At 65.4% G+C, this 16,940-nt stretch carries 10 protein-coding genes and 2 pseudogenes; 7 read left to right on the forward strand and 5 right to left on the reverse strand.

All coding sequences use genetic code 11. From position 1 onward, the window contains the following. From BMG07_RS34065 to map, 4 genes are all read right to left on the reverse strand, one after another. Window positions 1-1,991, reverse strand: a 1,991-nt coding sequence (locus BMG07_RS34065) for a diguanylate cyclase (RefSeq protein ID WP_198088207.1), incomplete at its 3' end; no start/stop codon positions are given. Then, window positions 1,992-3,026 carry a sensor domain-containing diguanylate cyclase gene (locus BMG07_RS34070; RefSeq protein ID WP_198088208.1) on the reverse strand — a complete coding sequence of 345 codons (1,035 nt, stop codon included), beginning with the start codon at window positions 3,024-3,026 and terminating at the stop codon, window positions 1,992-1,994. Between the two features lie 91 nt (window positions 3,027-3,117). Continuing rightward, a complete protein-coding gene (locus tag BMG07_RS34075) occupies window positions 3,118-5,724 on the reverse strand; it encodes a [protein-PII] uridylyltransferase (protein ID WP_198088209.1) in 2,607 nt (868 codons plus the stop codon). Window positions 5,725-5,746: 22 nt separating this feature from the next. Next, window positions 5,747-6,571, reverse strand: coding sequence for a type I methionyl aminopeptidase (gene map / locus BMG07_RS34080; RefSeq protein WP_198088210.1), 825 nt, complete (start codon window positions 6,569-6,571; stop codon window positions 5,747-5,749). A 157-nt stretch (window positions 6,572-6,728) separates the two neighbouring features. Between map and purL the strand changes: the two are divergent. Both purL and BMG07_RS34090 read left to right on the forward strand, forming a co-directional pair. Then, window positions 6,729-10,704: pseudogene (gene purL / locus BMG07_RS34085) on the forward strand (phosphoribosylformylglycinamidine synthase). 7 nt (window positions 10,705-10,711) lie between these two features. Continuing rightward, window positions 10,712-11,023, forward strand: a complete 312-nt coding sequence (locus BMG07_RS34090) for a hypothetical protein (RefSeq protein ID WP_198088211.1) — start codon at window positions 10,712-10,714, stop codon at window positions 11,021-11,023. 622 nt (window positions 11,024-11,645) lie between these two features. Here BMG07_RS34090 and BMG07_RS34095 read toward each other — a convergent pair. Further along, window positions 11,646-12,401, reverse strand: coding sequence for a LysR family transcriptional regulator (locus tag BMG07_RS34095; protein ID WP_269759665.1), 756 nt, complete (start codon window positions 12,399-12,401; stop codon window positions 11,646-11,648). A gap of 234 nt (window positions 12,402-12,635) precedes the next feature. Between BMG07_RS34095 and BMG07_RS34100 the strand changes: the two genes are divergently transcribed. From BMG07_RS34100 to BMG07_RS34120, 5 genes and pseudogenes are all read left to right on the forward strand, one after another. Further along, a complete protein-coding gene (locus BMG07_RS34100) occupies window positions 12,636-13,508 on the forward strand; it encodes an NAD(P)-dependent oxidoreductase (RefSeq protein WP_198088212.1) in 873 nt (290 codons plus the stop codon). A 130-nt stretch (window positions 13,509-13,638) separates the two neighbouring features. After that, on the forward strand, window positions 13,639-14,442 hold the full coding sequence (locus BMG07_RS34105; protein WP_307867197.1) for a DMT family transporter: 804 nt from the start codon (window positions 13,639-13,641) through the stop codon (window positions 14,440-14,442). A gap of 51 nt (window positions 14,443-14,493) precedes the next feature. Continuing rightward, a complete protein-coding gene (locus BMG07_RS34110) occupies window positions 14,494-15,534 on the forward strand; it encodes a cupin domain-containing protein (RefSeq protein ID WP_198088214.1) in 1,041 nt (346 codons plus the stop codon). 166 nt (window positions 15,535-15,700) lie between these two features. After that, window positions 15,701-16,396: an iron-containing redox enzyme family protein gene (locus BMG07_RS34115; RefSeq protein ID WP_198088215.1), complete on the forward strand. Its 696-nt coding sequence runs from the start codon at window positions 15,701-15,703 to the stop codon at window positions 16,394-16,396. 81 nt (window positions 16,397-16,477) lie between these two features. Further along, a pseudogene (locus BMG07_RS34120) lies at window positions 16,478-16,940 on the forward strand (serine acetyltransferase); the annotation flags it as partial.

Consider the following 16,940-nt stretch of genomic DNA (forward strand, 5'->3'; position numbering starts at 1 on the left):
CGACCCGCGCGCACCACGCCGCGCCCGGCCGCCTTCGCGGCGTAGCAGGCGGCGTCGGCCGCGTCGACCCAGGCGTCGACCGAGCCGATCTCCTGCGACAGGCTGGCCACGCCGATGCTGGCGCCGACATGCAGGCTGCCCGACAGCCAGGGCAGCGCGATCGCCGAGATCGACGCCACGATGTCCTCGGCCACGCGCACGGCGGCCTCGTGCGTGCACTGCTCGAGCAGCAGCGCGAACTCGTCCCCGCCGATGCGCGCCGCCAGGTCGCCCGAACGCACGCGCGACATGATGGCCGCGGCCGCTGCGCGCAGCATGGCGTCGCCCGACAGGTGGCCGGCCGTGTCGTTGACCTGCTTGAAGTGGTCCAGGTCGATGAACACCAGCGCGGCCGGCAACGACCCGGGCCGGGCGTCGATCAGCCGCTGCGCCTGCTGGTCGAAGCGCTGGCGGTTGGCCAGCCCGGTCAGGCCGTCGTGCGCGGCCGACCATTCGAGCGCCTTGCGCGCGTTGCGCTGCTCCTCGATGTTGAGCACGGTCCAGATCGAGCCGAAGTCCGTGTGCTCCGGATCGACCGGCCGGCTGCGCAGCCGGGCCCAGAAGCGCGAGCCGTCGCCGCGCTGCATGCGCGACTCGCCCACATAGGAATTGCTGCTGGCAAAGGCTTCTTTCTCGAGCGCGGCCAGGGCGGGCTGGTCTTCCTCGGGCACCACGATCAGGTCTACCGGCTGGCCCAGCAGCTCGTCCTCGCGGTAGGCGAGCAGGCGGCACAGCTCGTCGCTCACCAGCTCGAAGCGCCGGTCGCGGATGAAGGCAATGCCGATGGGCGCCGCGCGCATCACGGAGCGCAGCTTGCTGAACATCTCGCCGTTCAGCCGCTCGAGCTCGCCGCGCTGCTCGCCGACGCGGCGCAGCACCTGGCCGAGCTGGCCGATTTCGCCGTCGCCCGGCGGCCAGCCGTCTTCGGGCCGCATGGCGTCGTCGAACATGTGCTGCGCGCGCCGCTCCAGCAGCGTCAGCGGCTGCAGCATCCACCACAGGCTCAGGAACAGGCCGGCCGACAGCACCGCCACCAGCGTGGCGGCCCAGGCCATGGCCAACTGGCGCGCGGCCTTGACCGGCTGCAGCACCTCGGCCTCGGGGCGCACGCGCCAGACCATCCAGTCGGGTCCGGGCACGCCGGCGGCGCTGGCGATTTCGTGGGCCTGGGGCAGCAGCAGGCCCAGCGGCTCGACCGGGCTGCCGGCGCTTCGCCAGGCCTTGAAGGCTTCGGCCAGCCGGGGTTCGTTCGAAATCTGCTGCAGCAGCTTCTTGCGGTTGGGGTGCGCCAGTACGCGGCCCATGGTGTCGGTCACGACCATGAGTGCGCCGGCATCGCTTTCCTGCGCGTCGACCAGGCCGTCGAGCAGGTCGCGGCTGGACAGGCGCAGCGTGCCGCCCACCACGGCGAAGATGCCGTGGTCGCCGCGCACCGGCTGCGTGACGGCCACGATGGGTTCGCCGGTCAGCGAGCCGAGCAGCGCGTCGGACACGATGGGCCGGCCCTCGGTCAGGGTCTGGCCGAAGTAGGGGCGGTCGCGGATGTTCAGCACCGGGTGCGACACGCCTTGGTCGTCGAGCATCACGCGCACCGCGCCGTCGGGCGTGGCGATGTAGACGTTGGCGAAGAAGTTGCGCATCACCGGCTTGTTGCGCATGAACTCCTTGAGCGCGGCGGGGTTGCGCAGCGTCTCTTCGTCGAGCAGCCCGGCCACCGAGTCCAGCACGCGCTGCAGCTGGATCACGTTGTGGTTCAGCAGCGCGGCGGTGCGCACCGACTCGCTCAGTTCGCGCTCGCGCTGCGACGCCAGCAGGTCGTGCTCGGTCCGTCCCACGATGATGGTCGTGATCAGGCCGATGCCGAGCACCAGCGCCATGATCCCGCCCATCGTGATCCGTGCCTTGAGCGAACCCAGGGCCCTTTCGAGGCGTGCCAGCCGGTCGGTGTTCATTCAGTCGAGCTGCGTTTCCCTGGGCGTGGCCGTGGCGCGGCGCTCCCGCTTGACGGTGTACATGGCGGTGTCCGCCAGCTTCAGCGCTTCTTCGGCGGAGGTGGTGCGCGGATCGACCGGCACCACGCCCACGCTGGCACCGCCGTAGTCGAACATGGTGTGCTTCAGCCGCAGATCGCCGATGGTGCTTTCGCCCAGCCGGTCGGCCAGCGCGCGCGCCGCGGTGCGCGGCGACTCGGCGAACGACGGGCCGGCGCCGATCACCACGAACTCGTCGCCGCCGAAGCGCGCCAGGATGTCGCTGGAGCGCAGCGACGCCGACAGCCGCCCGGCCATGGCCGAGAGGAACTCGTCGCCGATGTCGTGGCCGTGCGTGTCGTTGATCTTCTTGAAGCCGTCCATGTCGATGAACCCCACCAGCACGCTGCGGTCCTCGCGCTCGCACTGGGCGAGCAGGCGGCGCAGCGCCTCGATCAGCGAGCGGCGGTTGGGCAGGCCGGTGAGGGCGTCGGTCGAGGCATGGGCCGCCAGTTCGGCGTTGGCCTTCTGGAGCTTGACGAAGAGCAGCTCGCGCTCGACCTGCTGGCCCAGCAGCCGCGCGAACAGCTGCAGCACCGGCTCCGCATGGGGCGACAGCGGCAGCTTGGTGGCGCTGGCGGCGCACAGGGTGCCGTAGAGACTGCCGGCGTCGGTGCGCACGGGCGTGCTTACATAGGTCTGGATGCCGAGGTCGCGGGCGGCGCCGGAGTCGCCCCAGCAGCTGGCGACGTCGCCGGTGAAGGTGCGGCCTTCTTCGAGGGCGCGGCGGCACAGGGTGTCGGACCAGGGGACGGACAGGCCCTCGGGAATGTTCATTTCCTTGGCGTTGCGCGCAAAAAGAATGTGCTGCAGGCCCTTGTCCAGGTCGATGGTCGTGAGGTATGTCGACTCCAGCCCGGTCACGACCTCGAGCATCGCGAGCATCGGGCGGGCCAGGTCCTCCAGCGTCTTGGCGGAGGACACCGAGTCCGAAAGCTGTTCAATCAAAGATTCCATGTCCGACATTTTGACGGCGATGGACGACTGTTTCCTGCTTTGCTTGCGCAAAGGCGCGCAAGTTCTGTGGTGGCGCTCGGAAACCGCAGGCTCAGGACGCCAGCGCTTCCATCAGTTCGGTCTCGATCGCGAGCTGGGTCTTCTGGCCTTGCAACTCCGGACCGCTGATGAGGAAGGTGTCTTCCACCCGTTCGCCGAGCGTCGTCACCTTGGCCAGTTGCAGGTTCAGGTGGTGGCGCGCCAGCACCCGGGCCACCGAGTACAGCAGGCCCGCCCGGTCGCTGGCCGAGATGTTGAGCAGCCAGCGCTGCGCCTTGTCGTCGGGCAAGAGACTGATGCGCGGCTTGATCGGAAAGCTGCGCACCCGGCGCGACACCCGGCCCATGCTGGGCGGGGGCAGGGCGCCGGCTTCGGTGAGCGTTTGCGCCAGGCCCGACTCGACCATGCTGATCAGGTCGCGGTAGTGGTCGGGCAGGAAGGTGGTCACCACCTGGAAGGTGTCGAGCGCATAGCCGTTGCTCGTGGTGTGGACCTTGGCGTCCAGGATGCTGAACGACGATTGATCGAAATAGCCGCAGATGCGTGCAAAAAGATCGGGCTGGTCGGGCGTGTAGACCACCACCTGCAGGCCTTCGCCCACCGGCGACAGGTGCGCGCGCACGATGGGCAGAGCCTTCGGGTCGATCGGCACGTTCTTGGGCGGCACGAAGCGCGAGAGCTGCTTGGCATGCCAGGCGATCTCGGTGGCGTCGTGGCGCATGAAGTAGCCCACGTCGAGCGTGTCCCACAGGGCCTTGTGCGCCTCGAAGCGCTGGGCGTGCAGGGCCAGTTGCACCAGCGCCTCGCGCTTGCGCGACTCGACCTCGGCGTCCGGGTCGGGCATGCGGCCGCCCAGCGCGCGCAGCGTGTAGCGGTACAGGTCCTCGAGCAATTTGCCTTTCCATGCGTTCCATACGCGCGGCGAGGTGCCCCGGATGTCGGCGATGGTCAAGAGGTAGAGGGCCGTGAGGTAGCGCTCGTTGCCCACGCGCTTGGCGAAGGCGCCGATCACCTCGGGGTCGCTCAGGTCCTGCTTTTGCGCGACCTGGCTCATCACCAGGTGCTCGGCCACGAGGAATTCGATGAGCTTGGCGTCTTCGCGCGCGATGCCGTGCTGCTTGCAGAAGCGCTGCACGTCGCGCGCGCCGAGCGTGGAGTGGTCGCCGCCGCGGCCCTTGGCGATGTCGTGGAAGAGGGCGGCCACGTACAGGATCCAGGGCTTGTCCCAGCCGGCCGCGAGCTGCGAGCAGAACGGGTATTCGTGTGCGTGCTCGGCAATGAAGAAGCGCCGCACGTTGCGCAGCACCATCAATATGTGCTGGTCGACCGTGTACACATGGAACAGGTCGTGCTGCATCTGCCCCACGATGCTGCGGAACACCCGCAGGTAGCGCCCCAGCACCGAGGTCTGGTTCATGAGCCGGAACGCGTGCGTGATGCCGTAGGGCTGCAGCAGGATCCGCATGAAGGTCTCGTGGTTGACCGGGTCGTTGCGGAACTTGCTGTCCATCACGTGGCGCGCGTTGTACAGCGCGCGCAGCGTGCGCGCCGACAGGCCCTTCACGCCGATGGTCTTCTGGTAGAGCAGGAAGGTCTCGAGCACCGCGTGCGGCTCGCGCTCGTAGAGGTCGTCGCTGGCGATCTCGATCAGGCCGGCGCGCTCGTAGAAGCGCTCGTTGATCGGCGTGTGCTGCTCGGCGCTGGGCTGCAGCCGCTCGGAGATGTTGAGCAGCAGGATCTGGTTGAGCTGCGACACCGCCTTGGCGGCCCAGTAGTAGCGGCGCATGAGCGCCTCGCTCGACTTGCGCTGCGACTCGCCCTCGTAGCCGAAGCTGGCGGCCACGGCGGTCTGCAGGTCGAACACCAGCCGGTCTTCGCGGCGGTTGGCAATCACGTGCAGCCGGGCGCGAATCAGCGAGAGCAGGGCTTCGTTGCGCTTGATCTGCTGGGCCTCGAAGGAGGTGGCCAGGCCGTTCTTGGCCAGGTCGTCCCAGCGGCTGCCGTAGCCGGCGGCCTTGGTCATCCAGAGGATGGTCTGCAGGTCGCGCAGGCCGCCCGGCGATTCCTTGCAGTTGGGCTCCAGCGCGTAGGGCGTGTTGTCGAACTTCTGGTGGCGGTGCCGCATTTCCTGCGACTTGGCCACGAAGAACGCCTGCGGATCGATGGCGCGCGTGAAACGGCGGCGAAAGGCCGTGAAGAGCTTCTTGTCGCCCGCGATCAGCCGGGCCTCGAGCAGCGAGGTCTGGACGGTGACGTCTTTCTCGGCCTCGGCCAGGCACTCCTCGACCGTGCGCACGCTGGAGCCGATTTCAAGGCCGGCGTCCCAGCAATGGCCGATGAAGGCCTCGATGCGGGCCGGGTCGACCGCGTTCGCGTCGCCTTCGGGCGGCAGCAGCAGCAGCACGTCGACGTCGGAGTACGGAAACAGCTCCCCGCGCCCGAAACCGCCCACGGCGGCCAGCGAGAGCGCCTCGCCGAAATCGGCCTCGCGCCACAGGGTGCAGAGCGTTTCGTCGGCCAGCGCCGAGAGCTGGCGCAGCACCGTGTGCACGCTGCGGGTGGGCGCGCGCGCGAAGCGCAGGGTGTCGAACAGCGCGAGCTTCTTCGCGCGATAGGCTTCGCGCAGCGTCGCCACGTCGATCTTGGCTGCTTCGATCACGTCCGGGGAGCGCGTGCGCGCGTCAGGTTTTGGTCGCGGTGACGAACGAGGGCAGCGGCGGGCTGCCCGCGGAGAGCGTCAGCACCTCGTAGCCGGTTTCGGTGACCAGCACCGTGTGCTCCCACTGGGCCGACAGCGAGTGGTCGCGCGTGACGATGGTCCAGCCGTCATACTGGCCGCCCTTGAAGTCTTCCTTCACGTCGCGCTTGCCGGCGTTGATCATGGGCTCGATGGTGAAGATCATGCCGGGCTTGAGTTCTTCCAGCGTGCCCGGGCGGCCGTAGTGCAGCACCTGGGGTTCTTCGTGGAAGCGCTGGCCCACGCCGTGGCCGCAGAACTCGCGCACGATGCTGAAGCCCTGGCCTTCGGCGAACTTCTGGATCGCGTGGCCCACGTCGCCCAGGTGCGCGCCGGGGCGCACCTGCAGGATGCCGTGCCACATGGCCTCGAAGGTGATGGAGCACAGGCGCTTGGCCGCGATGGAGGCGTCGCCGATCACGAACATGCGGCTGTTGTCGCCGAACCAGCCGTCCTTGATGACGGTCACGTCGACGTTCATGATGTCGCCCTTCTTCAGGGGCTTGTCATTGGGAATGCCGTGGCACACCACGTGGTTCACCGAGGTGCAGAGCGACTTCGGGAACGGGACGCTGCTGGCGCCCATGTAGCCCACCGTGGCGGAGGTGGTGCCCTGCTTGACCATGTACTCGGCGGCCAGCCGGTCGACATCGTTCGTGGTGATGCCGGGCTTGATGAAGGGCGTGAGGTAGTCCAGCACCTCGGAGCCAAGGCGGCAGGCGACCCGCATGGCTTCGATGCCCGCAGCGTCTTTGTAGTTAATGCTCATCCCCGAATTATCCCATTCAGCAAGCTAAAATTCCGGGTTAACGCGGATGACCCCAGTCAGCGGTCATTCGCCTCGATTCCTTGATTCCCAACGCGGCCCCCGAGGCCCCACATCGACCGTGACGCAGCCCGCATCCCAAGCCCTTCCTGTCGTAACCATGTTCGAGGGCGGCAGCGCGCTCAGCGATTTCCGCGCCCGCCAGCTGCTGCCGAAGCTGCAGGCCGTCGAGCCGCGCATCGAGGGCATTTCAGCCCGTTTCGTGCACCTGGTGGTCACCGACGCGGCGCTGGACACGGCCGACCGCGAGCGTTTCGCCGCGCTGCTGACCTACGGCGAGCCTTTCGAGGCACCGGCCAAGGCGGGCACCTCGGTGGTGGTCACGCCGCGCCTGGGCACCGTGTCGCCCTGGGCTTCCAAGGCCACCGACATCGCCCACAACTGCGGCCTGGCGCTGCGCCGGGTCGAACGCGTCACCCAGTACCACCTGAAACTGAAGGCGCCGCTCATCGGCAAGGCCCCCGTGCTCGAGGGGGACGCCCTGGCCGCCGCGGCCGGCCCGCTGCACGACCGCATGACCGAATCGGTGCTGGCCACCGTGGAGCAGGCCGCCAGCCTGTTCAGCGAACTGCCGGCCCAGCCGATGGCGCAGGTCGACGTGCAAGCCGGCGGCCGCGCGGCGCTGGTGGCGGCCAACACCGGCTTCGGCTTGGCGCTGGCCGAAGACGAAATCGACTACCTCGTCGACGCCTTCACCCGCCTGGGCCGCAACCCCAGCGACGTCGAACTCATGATGTTCGCGCAGGCCAACAGCGAGCACTGCCGCCACAAGATCTTCAACGCCCAGTTCACCATCGACGGCAAGGCGCAGCCGCAAAGCCTGTTCTCGATGATCCGCCACACCGAGAAGCAGAACCCGCAGCACACCGTCATTGCCTACGCCGACAACGCCTCGGTGATGGAGGGCGCGACCATCGAGCGCTTCATTCCGGCCAACGGCTCGCAAAGCTATCAAAAAGATAGCGCGCTGACCCATGTGCTGATGAAGGTCGAGACGCACAACCACCCGACCGCCATTTCCCCGTTCCCGGGCGCCTCGACCGCGCGGGCGGCGAGATTCGCGACGAGGGCGCCACCGGGCGCGGCTCCAAGCCCAAGGCCGGCCTGACCGGCTTCACGGTGTCCAAGCTGTGGCCTGAAGACGGCCACTACGGCAAGCCCGAGCACATCGCCAGCCCGCTGCAGATCATGACCGAGGGCCCGCTGGGCGGCGCCGCGTTCAACAACGAGTTCGGCCGTCCGAACCTGCTGGGCTACTTCCGCGAGTACGAGCAGGCGATTGCCAGCGACCTCGACACCGTGCAGCGCGGCTACCACAAGCCCATCATGATCGCGGGCGGCTTGGGGCAGATCGACGCCACGCAGACCAAGAAGATCCTGTTCCCGGCCGGCTCGCTGCTGATCCAGCTCGGCGGCCCCGGCATGCGCATCGGCATGGGCGGCAGCGCCGCCAGTTCGATGGCCACCGGCGCCAACGCGGCCGAGCTCGACTTCGACTCGGTGCAGCGCGGCAACCCCGAAATCGAACGCCGCGCGCAGGAGGTCATCAACCATTGCTGGCAGCAGGGTGCGGCCAACCCCATCCTCGCGATCCATGACGTGGGCGCGGGCGGCCTGAGCAACGCCTTCCCCGAACTGACCAACGACGCCGGTCGTGGCGCGCGCTTCGACCTGCGCGCCGTGCCGCTCGAAGAGTCGGGCATGGCGCCCAAGGAAATCTGGTGCAACGAAAGCCAGGAGCGCTACGTGCTGGCCATCGCGCCGGAATCGCTCGAGCAGTTCAAGGCTTTCTGCGAGCGCGAGCGCTGCCCGTTCTCGGTGGTCGGCGTGGCGACCGAAGAGCGCCAGCTGCTGGTGGCCGATGAAGGCGCCGCCGTGCAACCGGTCGACATGCCCATGGACGTGCTGCTCGGCAAGCCGCCCAAGATGCACCGCGACGTGCAGGCCGTGGCGCGCAGCTTCAAGCCGCTCGACCTCACGGGCGCGACCTGCAGAAGGCCGCCATCGACGTGCTCGCGCACCCGACCGTGGCCTCGAAGCGCTTCCTCATCACCATCGGCGACCGCACCGTGGGCGGCATGAGCCACCGCGACCAGATGGTCGGCCCGTGGCAGGTGCCCGTAGCCGACTGCGCCGTGACGCTGGCCGACTACAAGGGCTTTGCCGGTGAGGCCATGAGCATGGGCGAGCGTACGCCGCTGGCCGCGCTCGACGCGCCGGCCTCGGGCCGCATGGCCGTGGCGGAAGCCATCACCAACCTGCTGGCCGCGCCCATCGAACTCTCGCGCGTCAAGCTGTCGGCCAACTGGATGGCCGCCTGCGGCGAGCCCGGCGAAGACGCCGCGCTGTACGAGACCGTCAAGGCCGTGGGCCTGGAGCTGTGTCCCGCGCTGGGCGTGTCGATTCCGGTCGGCAAGGATTCGCTGTCGATGCGCACGCAGTGGAAGGACAACGGCGAAGCCAAGAAGGTGACCTCGCCCGTGAGCCTGATCGTCACCGCCTTCGCCTCGCTGGCCGACGTGCGCGGCACGCTCACGCCGCAGCTCGACGCCGAAGAGGCCGACACCACGCTGGTGCTCGTCGACCTGGGCCGCGGCCAGCACCGCATGGCCGGCAGCATCCTGGCGCAAACGCTCGGCCAGAGCGGCGACACCGTGCCCGACCTGGACGACCCGGCGCAACTGGTGGCGCTGGTCAATGCCGTGAACGCGCTGCGCGCCGACGGCAAGATCCTGGCCATGCACGACCGCAGCGACGGCGGCCTGTTCGCCACGGCCTGCGAAATGGCCTTTGCCGGCCACGTCGGCGTGGCGCTGAACGTCGACATGCTCGTCACCGAAGGCGACGGCATTTCCGACAGCCGCATGGAAACCGGCGACGCCAAGAACTGGGCGCAGCAAGTCAGCGCGCGGCGCGAAGAGCTCACGCTCAAGGCGCTGTTCAACGAAGAACTGGGCATGGTGCTGCAGGTGCGCACCGCCGAGCGCAACGAGGTCATGCAGGTGCTGCGCGCCCACGGCCTGAGCGCGCACAGCCACTTCGTCGGCAAGACCCGCCCGGTCAGTTCGACCATGGACGCGGGCAAGGGCAAGCTCGAAGTCTGGCGCGACGCCAAGTCGGTGTTCAGCGCAAGCCTGCACGACCTGCACCAAGTGTGGGACTCGGTCAGCTGGAAGATCGCCCGCGAGCGCGACAACCCGGCCTGCGCCGATGCCGAGCACGCAGCAGCCGGCGTGCCGAACGACCCGGGCATGCACGTGTTCCTGCCGAATGCGCCGCAGTCCGTGGCCCAGGCCCCGGCCATCCTGCAGTCGCGCCCCAAGGTCGCGATCCTGCGCGAGCAGGGCGTCAACTCGCATGTCGAGATGGCCTACGCCTTCACCGAAGCCGGCTTCGAGGCCTTCGACGTCCACATGACCGACCTGCAGACGGGCCGGGCCGACCTGGCCGACTTCAAGGGCGTGGTCGCCTGCGGCGGCTTCAGCTACGGTGACACGCTGGGCGCCGGCATCGGCTGGGCGCGCAGCATCACCTTCAACCCGAAGCTGGCCGAGCAGTTCAAGACCTTCTTCGGCCGCGCCGACACCTTCGGCCTGGGCGTGTGCAACGGCTGCCAGATGTTCGCCGAGCTGGCCGACATCATTCCGGGCGCCGAAGCCTGGCCGCGCTTCACCACCAACCAGAGCGAGCGCTTCGAGGCCCGCCTGTCGATGGTCGAAGTGCTCGAGTCGCCGAGCATCTTCTTCGCGGGCATGGCCGGCAGCCGCCTGCCGATCGCGGTGGCGCACGGCGAGGGCTACGCCAACTTCAAGCACCGCGGCGACGCGGCCAAGGCCATCGGCGCGATGCGCTTCGTGGACAACCACGGCCAGCCGACGGAGCAGTACCCGTTCAACCCGAACGGCAGCGCGGGCGGCCTGACTTCGGTCACCACGCCCGACGGCCGCTTCACCGCCGTGATGCCGCACCCGGAGCGCGTGTTCCGCAACGTCCAGATGAGCTGGACCTCGGGCGACCGCAGCGAACTGAGCCCGTGGATGCAGATCTGGTGCAACGCGCGCAAGTGGGTGGGCTGACCGGGCCATGCTCGACCTCGATCACCCGCGAAGCCAACACGTGCTGGAAGCGGCGCGGATCGAGGATCTGATTCGCAAGCGGCTGCTGGCGTGGCGCGAAGACGAGGCCGCGGCGGCGTCCGCGCGCATGGAGATCTTGCGGACGCTGCTGCCGCAGCTCGAAGCGCTCAACGCCGCGCACTTCGGTGCGTCGAAGAAGATCTATCGCACGCTCGATGCGTTGGGCAAGGCGGTGCAGGGCGCCGATGCAGCCAAGGCGTGGCAGGCGTTCGAGGTGCTCGACGGGCCGGGGGACAACTTCGGCACCTGGGCGATCTGAAGAATCGACGGCAATAAAAAAAGCGGCCCGCACAGGGCTGTGTAAATAGTCTGCGTTGAGTCCGCGATAGATGCCCCTTCAGACGTTGGTCGGAGGGGCATTTTTCATTGGAGGTTGGCCAATGGGACATCGACAGCGACGCGCACGAGGACAAGCGACGCTGTTCCTACTGATGACGCAAAGCCGCCTGATCGTGACGCATGAGGTGGTCAGCGAGGTGAGCGACCAGCGCCAGTTGCAGCCCATGGTCGAGGCCGCCAGCCGGGCGCTGGCGTGCCCTTGCACCGTGGTGCCGAACGCGGGCTACATGGCTAGGCAGTGCTTCGTCTCGCGCCAGATGCACGTGCATTCGCTCGACCCAATGAAAAATGCCCCGCTAGCGCGGGTCATCTTGGGTCAAGCGGCCGGCAGACTATTTACACCGCCTGCGAGGGCCCCGGCTATTTGCTGGCCGAAAAGGATATGGTTTGCCGGAACTCGAGCGATTTGAAATTGGCCTCTTTGCAGGACCAAGCGATCTCATCGACTCCGTCGTGGGGCTTCAGATTTTTCTTGACTGAAAACATTTCGGCAACTCATCAATTCTATTTTTTAAATTGAATTCACTGACGGCCGTGTCGTCTTACCTGTCGCCATAGTTTTCCAGCAAAACCGACGACAGCGCGAGTATCTTGGCCTGAGGTGCCGCCTTGAGCCATATGAGTCTGGTCTTGGCGTGACCAAATTTCGACGGCAGCCTGTGGACGCTCAGGCGAGCGCGCTCCGCGTAGCTGCTGAGTACGCTGTGCGGTACCAGCGCGATACCCATCCCGACGGCAACGCAGCCGAGGATCAGGTGGTATGAACCGACCTCCACGATTCGCCCGGGCGAGACGCGACCGCGCAGGAACCAGTCTTCAAGCCTCCTGCGGTGTGGGCATCCAGGATGAAACGCGAGAATCGTCTTCGATGGCAAATCCTTTGGCGATGAAATGCACGCGTGCCTGGCTTCGGCGACGATGACAAGTTCCTCATCGTAGACCTCCACGGACTCCAGCCTGTGGTCGGGTAAAGGGTCCGCAATGAGCGCCGCATCCAGGTCTGAGCAGAGAACCTGTTCGAGGAGATTGCGAGGATCGCCTGAAAAGAGTTCCAACGCCACCTCCGGGTAGCGCTCATGGAAACGACCGAGCGGTTCAGGCAACCGTGCTGCCGCCGTGCTTTCCATGGTGCCGAGGCGCAACACACCCGTTGGTCGATCGGACTTGAGGGCGTTGGTTGCCTCATTGGCGAGATCCAGCATGCGATCCGCGAAACCCATGAGTATCTTGCCCTGGGGCGTGAGTTGCATTCGGCGCCCCTCGCGGAAGAACAATTGAACACCGAGCTTTTCTTCCAAAACCTTGCGCGTGCCGTCACGCTCGATTGCGCTCGGTGTAGGACTCCCGCTGCCCGCACCACGCCTCCACTCTGGACCACAGTCCGAAAAATTTGCAAATCCGAAAATTCCATACATCGCTTTCCCTGAACTACTTGTTCTGTATTTGTCGTTTCTTAGCGCAGCCGATTCTCCTTAGAGTTGTTGGTAATTTCAACAAAGGAATGACATCTAAAAAGGGTGTCAATGCATTGCATGAATATCGGACTTATCGGCGTCGGCGTCATGGGCGAGCCCATGGCGAAAAATCTTAAAAAGGCCGGACACAAGGTCACGGTGCATAGCCGCACGGTCGGCCGCTGCGACGCGTTGCTCCCTTTGGGCATCGAGGTTGTGGAAACGCCAGGCCAAGTCTTCGAGGCGTCGGATGCCGTTGTCATCATGGTCCCGAGCCATCTCGAGGTAGACCAGGTGCTGGGGCGCTCCTCAGAAGGCGCCATCGCGGCGCCTGTGAGGGACAAGACCGTCATCCTGATGGCCACTGTCGCGCCGGCCTATTCGCAGGGGCTGGCTGCGAGCCTCGCAGCGGCGGGCGCCCGCTACGTCGAGGCGCCGGTCTCGGGTTCTCGGCAACCTGCCGAGCTGGGGCAGCTCGTGATCCTGGCGTCGGCAGCAGAGCAGGAATACATCGACGATGTCCAACCCCTGTTCGACGCCATAGGAAAGAAAACCGTTCGTTGCGGCGCAGTGCCGACGGCCATGCGCATGAAGCTCGCCAACCAGCTCTTGCTCATCGCCTGCTTTGAGGCGATTTCCGAGGCGACGCATTTTGCGGCGGGCATAGGCCTCGACGTGCAGCAGTTTCTCGACATGGCGCAAGCGGGCCCATTGGCCAACGATGTGCTGCGCTCGAAGGTCGCAAAGCTCGTGACAGATGACTTTGCCCAGCAGGCGCCGATTCGCCATGTGGCCAAGGACATCGGCTTGGTCTGCGACGAGGCTGCGCAGCGTGGCGTCTGGCTTCCGATCGCCTTAGCCAATCGTTCGTTGTTCTCGGAGGCCATGCTGGCAGGGCAATCGCAAGACGACGCGATCGGCATCATCAAGATCTTGCGTAGAGGCCGGTAGTCGTCATGTCCACAGTTCTTCCCATCGTATCGGCGGGAGCTCCAGGACGGCGGTCATTGGCTCTCGGGGCCCTGTGTGGTCTGGCAGTTGCTTGATCTGGTCGAGTTGGTCGGTAGCCACACGGTTCGCGGTGACCACCAGCCTGGGACCGCACGACGTGACATTCCTGCGTTTCGGTGTGTCGGCATTGCTCCTGTGGCCCATCCTGGTTCGAAAGGGCCTGGGTATCGGCCAGATCGGCATCGTGCGGCTGCTGGTGATGGTCCTGGGGGCAGGGGTACCTTTCATGATGCTCGGCTCGGTGGGTATGCGTTTCGCACCGGCATCGCACGTCGCCACGCTCATGATCGGGACGATGCCGATCTGGGTGGCTGTGTTGTCAGGTGTTCTGTTCAAAGAAAAATTCGCACGACAGCAACTCGCAGGCATGGCGGTCGTCGTCGCCGGTGTGCTCTGTATCGGCGGCTATGCGCTGTTCGCCAACCGGGCGGCAGGTGAGTGGAGAGGCGATTTGCTGTTCCTGTTGGCGGGGCTGTGCTTTGCGAGTTTCACCATTGCCCAGCGTCGCTCGGGTATCAGCCCCTGGCACGCAACAGCCCTGGTGAACGTGTGTTCCGCCGTGCTGTTCACGCCGATCTACTTCTTGTGGTTCACCCCGAACATCTTTACTGCGCCGCCCGCGGCCGTCGGGTTCCAGGTGGTCGCGCAGGGCATTCTGGTCGCGATCCTGGGAATGTATTTCTACACCGAGGCCGTGCGCCGGCTCGGCGCTCCCAAGGCCGCCATTTTTGGTGCCCTCGCGCCAGCGCTGGCCGTGTTGATCGGCGCGCTTTTTCTCAAGGAAGTCCCCGCTGCGCTCACTCTGGTCGGGATTGCTCTAGTGATGAGCGGGGTTGCACTCGTGGTGACGGGAGCGCGCGCAAAGCCAAAGTGAACGAGCGCGGTACTTAGCTGGAATGAATATACAGAACCCAAGGAGATTCTCATGCAGCCTCAGGAAGCAGCGATCCCTTCGTTTACACCTGCGAGCCACAGGCAACAAGTCACGGATCTGCAGTCCAGCTTGGTGATGCGAGCGCTGGGCGCAGGATGGACCACTCTTCAGGATCGGGCCTTTCTCGTTCCGATCCTGGCGTGGACCCATTCAGCCCTGCTCGCAGGACCTGGACTGGCTGCCGTGCGCCATGAAGGTGAGAACTCGACAGCCTATGACGCGGTCTTGGTCGGCGAACAGCAGGCCTGCCAGTACGAATCTGCTCTGGAGGCATTGGGGGCCGCCGCCATCAGCGAATGTTCTGCACCGTCGTTCGCGAAGTACTTCGTGATTTCGGCCTTGTCCCTGTACGACGGCGAGACTTCACACGTCATGAGTGCACTCGTTCGGGGGAGCGTTCGTATCTCACAACACTTGCTTGCGGTGGTCCATCTTGCTATCGAGCGAGGCTGCGATGTCAGTGCGCGCAAGGCCGAACCGGCAATCTATGAGGTCGCTGGTGTCTTGCACGAAGAGAACCATCCGGCGCTGGAGAAGCTGCTGGTGCTGTATTTCGGGTTCTTGGCGGATCTTCACGCAGCCTTGCGTTTCAATCGCATGGAAGATGCGGCCGATCGAATCCAGGCGCGCACAAGCCTGGAAAAATCCCTGGAGCCACCTCGGGCGCTTTACCCAGGGGTCGGGGAGATCATGTGCATCGAGAGCGACGACGCGCGGGATGTCCGGTTCACCGTCGAGCGGTACCCCTGCACTGCCGAGGTGCTTGATCCGCGTGTCGTGCGCATTCCGGCCGGGAAGTACAACAACAGGCACAAGCACGCTCACGAGACGCTTTTCTGCTTCATCTCAGGGACGGGGGAGATTCTGGTCGGGGAGACCTGGGTGAAGGTCGGGCCGGGTGATGCTGTTTTTTCGCCGCGTTGGGCCATCCATCAAACACACAACACTGGAACAGAAGAGTTGGTGCTGCTGGCAATTACCGACTACTACCTCACGAGCCAAGTCTACGTAGGCAAGTACGACAAGGTTTGATGGCCGCCTTGTTCAATCAGTCGATTAAGTCACGCGCTTTTTTTATGCAAGGAGGAATAACCACCAGCCAAATAAGTTCATCCGCATCAGTACGACAGGAGCCAATGAGAACTTGTTCGCTTGACGGACAAGCCAATGCGCATTTCGACTTCAGGGAGGACCACTCATGCAGGATTTTTGGAAACTTGCCGACGAAAGCAAGACGGAAGCTGAATTCTTGGCAGACCGCAAATTACAAACCTTGCAAACATTGCCAATGGAAAAACTGCGGCGCATTTTTGTGCAGTACCGTTATTTCACGATCTACTACATCTCGGACATGGCCCATTTGGTCCACCGGCTGCCCTTCGGTAATTTGCGAAGTCTGCTGGCGGAGTTTTTGAGTGAGGAGCTTGGTGAGGGCAATGCGCTCGACGCGCATCCCAATCTCTATGACGATTTTCTACTGAGCGTTGGCATCGAGCCAACCGCGTGCGAGGCAATTCCAAGCAATATTGCCTTGCTCGAAGAAATCAGCATGCTCATGGGTACCGAATCGTCCACCCAGGGCGTCGGTCTTCGCGGTCTGGGTGGGGAATGCCTTTGCCAACTCTACCTGTCGGCGATGCATTCGCACTTCAGCAAGAATCCGGCCATCGTGGCAATTGCCGACAAGATCGATTGGCGGTTCTGGGAGATTCACATCGGCGAGGTCGACATCCAGCACCGCCTTCGGCTTCGCGCAGCCATCGATGAGGAGATCGTCAAATCGCCCAAGAGCGAGAGAGAGATTCGCGCCGGCTATGAGAAAAGCAAGGCCGCGTGGGACCAGTTCTGGACCAACATCTTCGAGGCCGAAGACGAAGCCGCCGTTCAAGCGTAGTGCACAACCTGGCCGACGCGTGCCGACCTTCAGAGAAACAACTGCGACGGCCCGGATACCGAGCCGTGCCTTCCCAAAGTCATGGCTCGTTTCGAAATAAATGACATCGTGCACGCCCTGCATGGCGTGCGCAACGGATGGCGCGATTCGCAACGGCGCTCCCGAGAGCCCGGTGCGCGCGAGTTTCCCTCACGCGAAGCGCTCGCGCAGATCGTGGAGTCGCTCAAGGGTGCGCTCTTTCCGATGCGACTGGGGCCGCCCGACTTGCGCCACGAGAGTGAGGACTTCTACGTCGCCCACGTGCTCGATGTCGCCTTGCAGGCACTGCTGGTGCAGGCCCGGCTGGAACTCAATTTCAACGCCCACCTGCTACCACGGCCCGCGAACGAGATCGACGACGCGGCCACTGAGGCCGTGCAACACTTCGCCACCGCCTTACCCGAGCTGCGCCGCCTGCTCGACGGCGACGTGCTCGCTGCCGACCAGGGCGACCCCGCCGCGCGCAGCGTCGACGAGGTGCTGCTGTGCTACCCGGGCGTGCTCG

Origin of the sequence: Variovorax sp. E3 (assembly GCF_016082275.1) — a bacterium.
In the GTDB taxonomy this organism is placed as follows: domain Bacteria; phylum Pseudomonadota; class Gammaproteobacteria; order Burkholderiales; family Burkholderiaceae_C; genus Variovorax.

Bases quoted from the DNA above. Each gene is read 5' to 3' on its own strand.
- BMG07_RS34100 (WP_198088212.1), top strand. From the start codon at position 12,636: ATGAATATCGGACTTATCGGCGTCGGCGTCATGGGCGAGCCCATGGCG.
- BMG07_RS34090 (WP_198088211.1), top strand. From the start codon at position 10,712: ATGCTCGACCTCGATCACCCGCGAAGCCAACACGTGCTGGAAGCGGCG.
- BMG07_RS34110 (WP_198088214.1), top strand. From the start codon at position 14,494: ATGCAGCCTCAGGAAGCAGCGATCCCTTCGTTTACACCTGCGAGCCAC.
- BMG07_RS34070 (WP_198088208.1), bottom strand. From the start codon at position 3,026: ATGGAATCTTTGATTGAACAGCTTTCGGACTCGGTGTCCTCCGCCAAG.
- BMG07_RS34115 (WP_198088215.1), top strand. From the start codon at position 15,701: ATGCAGGATTTTTGGAAACTTGCCGACGAAAGCAAGACGGAAGCTGAA.
- map (WP_198088210.1), bottom strand. From the start codon at position 6,571: ATGAGCATTAACTACAAAGACGCTGCGGGCATCGAAGCCATGCGGGTC.